Origin of the sequence: Actinomadura sp. WAC 06369, from assembly GCF_003947565.1 — a bacterium.
GTDB classification, from domain to species: Bacteria; Actinomycetota; Actinomycetes; order Streptosporangiales; family Streptosporangiaceae; genus Spirillospora; species Spirillospora rifamycini.
Genome location: NZ_QHJN01000270.1, coordinates 1 through 6,292, shown reverse-complemented (window position 1 = coordinate 6,292; position 6,292 = coordinate 1). Strand labels below are relative to the sequence as shown.

Sequence of the window (6,292 nt, the reverse complement as noted above, 5' to 3'; positions counted from 1 at the left end):
AGGGGGTATAGCTGCCGTCCTACATGTGACGCTTTAGTGCGGTTGGCGGTTGCCCGCGGCGAGGATACCGGGGTGACGCGGGGGACACCACGTCGTTACCGTACGTCCGGTTAGCCGGCTGCGCATATGTCCTGATCTGCCCGAACTTCTCCGGCCACCTTCGGTACCGGGTTCGCGCCCCGGACCTTCGCGCCGTCCGCGCCGACGACGAGGTACACGTAGCCCGGCTTCGCCTTCTTCCACGGCCGCGGCGGGTGCCCCGGCAGCGCGACCGCGAGCCGTTCCGCCTGCCGCTGCGCGCCCTCGCCGTACAGGATCGCCGTCTTCGCGTACGTCCGGTCCGCGTTGCCGACCTTGACGACGTCGAAGCCGCGCCCGGCGAGCTGCTCGGCCGTGCGCTTGCCGAGCCCGGACGAGCCCGTCCCGTTGTAGACCCCGACCTTGACCTGCGCGGGCTGGACGGGCGGGGGCCCCTTCTTCGCGGGCGGCGGCTCGGGCTCGGGCACCGTGTTGTCCTCGCGGACGGCGGCGAACAGCGGCTCGGCGCGGGCCTTGTCGAACTGGACGCGGTTGGTGTCCTGCGGGTACGCCTGCACCGGGACGGTGACGAACCGGACGTTCCCGGCGCTGATGCCGCGCAGTCCGGTGGCGAGGTCCTGCATGACCGAGAGCGTCATCTCCTCGTCCGTCCGGATGGAGCTCGCGATGGCCTCCAAAAACGCGTACACCCGCTTCGGGTCGGTCAGCATGCTGCCGTCGGTGGCCTTCTTGACGATCGACGCCATGAACGCCTGCTGCCGCTTGATCCGCTCCAGGTCCGAGCCGTCGCCGAAGCCGTACCGGGTCCGGACGTACCCGAGGGCCTGCTCCCCGCGGACGGTCTGGCGCCCGGCCTCCAGGCGCAGTTCGGCCTTCGGGTCGTCGATCTTGCGCGGGACGCAGATCTCGACGCCGCCGAGGGCGTCCACGACCCGAGTGAACCCCGCGAAGTCGACCTCGACGTAGTGGTCGATGTGGATCTTGGTGAGGGCCTCGATCGTCTGCCAGGTGCAGGCCGGGCCGCCCTCGGCGAACGCCGAGTTGATCATGCCGAAGCGGGCCGGGACCGTCCGCCGGTCGGTCTCGCACGCGGGGATGTCCACCATCGAGTCGCGGGGGAAGCTGAGGCCGATCGCGCCCTTCCCGCCCGGCGAGATGTGCAGCAGGATCGTCGTGTCCGAGCGGCGCCCCTCCTCGACCCCGTAGCGGGAGTTCGCGCCCTCCCGGCTGTCGGAGCCGAGGAGCAGGATGTTCGTCGCGTCGTTCAGCTTCGCGGGCCGGTTCTCGCCGAGCCGCCCCCGGACGTCCTCCCGGTCGATGCGCCCGTCCAGCCGCCGCCAGAACCCGTACGCGGTCAGGCTCCCGATCACCAGCACGGCCGACAGGACGATCGAGACCCAGCCGAGGGCACGCCACGCGCGCCCCGGCGACTCCCGTATCGGCGGAGCGTCGTGGTCCTCGTCGGCGAAGTAGACGGGAGGCCGCACGGCGGCTCGCTGCATCCGTAACATTTCAGCACAGATTGGACACCCGCCACCCTCGTCACGGGAAAGTCGGCCCTAGGCCAGCGCGAAGACCATGAAACCCGCCGCCAGAAGCGCCGCCGCGGCCCTGCGCACCGGCCCGACATCGCCCCACGGCGCCTCCAGCCGCCGCGCGCACGCCGCGATGACGACGAGGAGCAGCGCCAGGAACGGCATCCAGGCGAGCCGGGCCGCGACCCAGCCGGCCGTCACCGGCGCCTCCGTCAGCCCGGGGACCGCCCCGGCGAAGGACGCCGGGACCGCGGCGGCCAGCAGCGCGGTCTGGTGCCAGCACAGGATCGTCATCGCGTACAGGTTGACCACCGCCACGGGCGCCCACAGCGCGGGCCGCGCGAGGACGCGCCCCAGCCGGTCGCGGAGCAGGACCGCCGCGCCGGACTGGGCCGCGGCGAGGGCCAGGACGAGCAGCGACGGCGGGTGCGAGTTCGTCCGCGCCTCGCCGGGGACCCCGACCATGGACGCCGGGTAGCCGAACGCGAGCAGCAGGACCGCGAAGAGCGCCGCGCCGCCGGCCAGCAGCACCAGGGCGCCGCGGCGGCCGATCCGCCCGTCCGCCCAGGCCGCGCCGAGCTGGTAGGCGAACATCCAGCCGGGCAGCAGGTTGAGGAGGCTCAGCCAGGACGGCACCGCGTCGGCGAGCGGCCCGTACCGGAGGGCGTCGACGGCGGCGACCGAGAGCAGCAGCGGCGCCGCGGCCCAGGCCCCGAGGCGGCGGGAGGCCGCCAGGCAGTAGGGGGTGAGGGCCGTGACCACCGCGTACACGCCGACGAACCAGAGCGGCTGCACCACCAGCGTGGAGGCCGCGTGCAGGGTGGCGGCGGGCACGTCGAACCCGTGGCGCAGGACCGGCAGCAGCAGCGCCCACACCGCGGTGACGCCCAGGACCGGACGTCCCAGGCGCATCATGCGCTCGGCCAGCCAGGCGCGGGCGGTGCCCGGGCGGCGGCGGTAGGACAGCGCCGACGCGTACCCGCCGACCAGGAAGAAGACGCCCAGCGTCTGCAGGAACCAGGAGGCCGGGGCGAGCCCGCCGAAGGTGCTCAGCGGGCTCGCGTTGCGCAGCCCGCCCTCCGCGTCGAGCGTGAACCCGCCGACGAGCCAGTGCCCGGCGGGGACGGTCAGCAGCGCGAGGGCGCGCAGCCCGTCGACGGCGCGGTCGCGGTGGGCGGGGGTCCGCGCGTCCAGCTCCCCCGCCAAGGCGGCCAGTGTTCGCATCCGGGGCGTCCTTCCTTCCGCCGCCGTCCCGCGGCGGGTCACGGAACAGGACGGTACGAACGCGGCGACCGGGAGGGCGTCACCCTGGAGGGTCGAATCGGTCTAGGTCCGGAGAGGGGGCCCGCGCCGGGTTTCGGACACCGTGCCAACGCTCGTGGGGGCATGACTAGACTCTTCAGAAGATGAGCATCGTTGACGCGCTGACCGACCGCGCCATGGTCGTCCTCCAGGACCGGCCGGTCGTGCCGCTGAGCCCGTGGCTGGCCGAGACGGTCGGCGAATGCGCCGAGAGCGGACGCACGCTGCAGCTGGTCACGCCCCTGGAGTCCCGGCTGTCGCTGCCGCTGCGCACCGCCGCCGACGGCACCACCGTGCAGTGGGTCGTCCGCAACGGCGACGGCTACTACGAGGGCCTCAGCGGGCGGCCGCTCAAGTGGGACGGCGGCACGTTCGTGCCCGTGCCGGAGGCCCGCGACTACGCGCCCGGGTTCACCACCCGGCCGACCGCGCCGATCGGGGCGCAGCTCAGCCTCGTCTACCGGCTGCGGCACGACGCGGGCGCCGACCTGTCCGGCGCCGTCGAACGCCTGCTCCAGCTCCTCACCGGCAAGCCCCCGGCCAGCCTCGGGACCGACGAGCCGCTCGGCAACCGGTGGCGCGGCGACGCGTTCACCCTGCTCGCCAAGGGCCGCTCCAACGTCCGGCTGCTGGTCGGCGGGGCCGGGCCGCGCGCGGCGCTCGCCATGTGCGACTTCCGGGCCGTCGAGGGCGGCGTCGCCGAGGTCACCACCGTGACCGTCGGGTACGGCCCCGAGGACCCGCCGCCCCTGCAGCACCTGCCGTCCCTCGTCGGGGCGCTCGCCGCCGACCGCCCGGTCGCGTCGATGTTCGTCCAGCACACGCCCGGCCGCGCCGACCTGACGACCGAGCCGCGCTGGACCGGGCAGACGTCGCCGGTCGCGCTGGCCGTCGCCGGGCAGATGTCCGGGCCGAGCGGCATTCCCGGGCAGCAGGTCGGGCCGCAGCGTGCGCCGCTGACGTTCTTCCCGCTGGGCGACGGCCGGTCCGCGGACGGCTGGCAGCGGCACAGCATGCTGATGCAGCACCTCCAGTCCGCCTGAAACCGGATTTACGGGCCGTCCGACATCATTCGCCGCAGAGAGCCGATGATCTACCCGTAAGGGATGATGTAGCGTCCCCTGCATGGGACAGCCCGGTCAGCTCGACGCGCTTGAGCGGGCCGTCGAGGGCACCCTCGCCGAAGGGGCGTTCGAGTTCGACGGCGAGGCGGCGGTCCTGCGGATCGACGGATCCCCCATCCTGCTGACCGGGTGGTCGCTCTCGCTCGGCATCGGCGGCGTCACGCTGCTGCTCACCGGCGCCGTCCTCTCCCTGGCCGGACTGGCGGACGCCGCGCGCTGGGCGCTCGCCCCCGGCGCGCTCATGTTCGGCACGGTCCTGGCGCTGCTGACGCTGCTGCGGTTCACGCCCGTCGCGGCCCTGTGGCCCGAACTCGAGGTCCGCTTCACCGACCGGGCCCTGGTCCACCGGCGGACGCGCGTGCCGTTCGGCGAGCTGCGGCCCGAGCACCTCGTGTGGAAGAACGGGCGGTTCTTCCGCCGCCTCTACGTGCGCCACCCGTCGCTGCGCAGGCAGGTCGCCGGGTTCTTCGAGGCCGAGGAGCGGCAGGCCGCGGAGTTCCAGCGGCGGCTGTGGGAGCTGATCTCCGCGCCCGACCTGCCCGGCGTCCTCACGCACGGCGCCGGCCTCACGCCCGTCCAGCAGTGGATCATCGGCGCGGGCGCCCCCTACGGCGCCGTCAACGGGTTCCGGATCGACCGGCTCGGCACCGCGCCCGGCGAGACCGCCGCGGCCGCCGACCGCCGCACCGCGCTCGAACTGCTGCAGGACCCGTGGGGCGCCTACGACCTCGAACAGCTCCTCGGCGCCGTGAACTGGCTCGTCCAGGACGGGCACCGCGCCGACTTCGCGCAGGACGCGGAGCTCGCCGCCCGGCCGCCCGCCGAGCAGGAGGAGTACGCCGAGCTGCTCCGCGAGGTCGACGGCCTCATCGCCCGCGACATGCTCGAACCCCCGTTCGTGGAGCGGCTCATCGCGCTGGTGCGCGTCCGGTACGGCGACCGCGGCGACGCGTACGCGGGCCTCGTCCCGCCGCTGCTGCGGGACGAGCCGGGCGCCGACCTCAGCGAGCAGGGCGCGGAGCTCGCGCAGTTCCTGCACCGGCTGTTCAACGACCGCGGCCACGCCGCCGAGGAGCTGCACCGGCTGAAGACCCTCGCGGACCCGGCGCTGCGCGCGAACGTCGGCCGGTTCCTCATCTGGGACTACGGCCGCGCGCTCATGCTGTACCGGTGGGGGCACATGGTCGGCTGGCTGACCGAGGAGTACTGCTGGGAGCGGATGCTGCCGCTCGCCCTCGACATCCAGCGCCGGTACACGTCGTGGCACGACATGGCGACGTGCTACCTGCAGGGGCGGCTGCTGTGGTCGGGTGGCGGCGGGCAGGCGCAGGACGAGTACGACCGGCTCATCGGCGCGCTCGCCGCCGAGCCGCGCAGCCCGTGGAACATCGTCCCCTGGGGCCTCGACCTGACCCGCGACTGGGCCTGACCGGCCCGCCCGGACGTGCCGCGTCAGCGGCCCACGGCACCGCCCTGGTACGCGGCGCCCTCGGCCGTCCCCTGGCCGCCGGCCGTCCCGGTGGCACCGGTCGTCCCGGCGGCGCCGGCCGCGGCGTCGCCGGCCTTCCAGCTCAGCGCGGGCCCGTCGTGCTCGCCGTCCGGGTAGACGGCGCCGCCGAGCCAGTGGACGAGCGAGTCGGCGAACCGGCGGGCGACGCGGGCGGCCTCCGGCACGTCGGCGACCGCGCGGACGTCCACCCACCACACCGGGGCCTTCACCCGTTCGGCGAACTCGGGGCCGAGCAGCCGTCCGATCTCGCTGTGCACCGACACCTGCACCGCGTCCTCGACGGTGACGAGCAGCCGCCCGTCCGGGCCGTGCAGCCGCATCGCGGCCGGTTGCCCGCCGCGCAGTTCCAGCGGCTCGCCCATCGCGATCAGACCGTCCGCGATGGCGTGCACGTCGGGGCGCCGCCGCACCAGGGCGACCAGGTCAGTGCTCATCGATCCGCCCGATCGTCGGCACCGTGCAGGGCAGGCGGAAACCGGGCCGCGCGCTGACGCGCCCGCCCGTCCGCAGTCGGCTGGAGTCGGACACCTGCCTCCCCTCTCCCGGGCAAGCCTACGAGACGCCTTGCACCGTCCGCACCGCCAGGGCGCGGACGGCCCGTCCACCCCAGCCTAGGAGCAGCGCGGCGTGCCCGGGCCACCGGCACGAAGATCGCACGTTGCCCGGTACCCCCAGAAAACCGGCACCACCTGCCGCTAGTCTGATCCGACCCCTTCGCGACACCCCCGGAGCGATCATGAACGGCCCAGCCTGGCCCGGCCAGCCGGGACCCCCTCCCGGCC

At 74.3% G+C, this 6,292-nt stretch carries 5 protein-coding genes; 2 read left to right on the top strand and 3 right to left on the bottom strand.

What is annotated here, in order from left to right; all coding sequences use genetic code 11:
- Nucleotides 1–110: 110 nt before the first annotated feature.
- Entirely contained in the window at nt 111–1,541 is a 1,431-nt protein-coding gene (locus DMH08_RS37765; protein WP_034519934.1) for an LCP family protein, read from the bottom strand.
- Nucleotides 1,542–1,598: 57 nt separating this feature from the next.
- A complete protein-coding gene (locus DMH08_RS37760; RefSeq protein ID WP_125621021.1) occupies nt 1,599–2,798 on the bottom strand; it encodes an acyltransferase family protein in 1,200 nt (399 codons plus the stop codon).
- A 182-nt stretch (nt 2,799–2,980) separates the two neighbouring features.
- Between DMH08_RS37760 and DMH08_RS37755 the strand changes: the two genes are divergently transcribed.
- On the top strand, nt 2,981–3,919 hold the full coding sequence (locus DMH08_RS37755) for a DUF6177 family protein (protein WP_026404384.1): 939 nt from the start codon (nt 2,981–2,983) through the stop codon (nt 3,917–3,919).
- 82 nt (nt 3,920–4,001) lie between these two features.
- The gene (locus tag DMH08_RS37750; RefSeq protein WP_125621019.1) at nt 4,002–5,429 is read left to right on the top strand and encodes a DUF1266 domain-containing protein; all 1,428 of its coding nucleotides are present in this window, start codon (nt 4,002–4,004) and stop codon (nt 5,427–5,429) included.
- Between the two features lie 23 nt (nt 5,430–5,452).
- Here DMH08_RS37750 and DMH08_RS37745 read toward each other — a convergent pair whose 3' ends face one another.
- Entirely contained in the window at nt 5,453–5,944 is a 492-nt protein-coding gene (locus DMH08_RS37745) for a hypothetical protein (protein ID WP_199748202.1), read from the bottom strand.
- Nucleotides 5,945–6,292 lie beyond the last annotated feature (348 nt).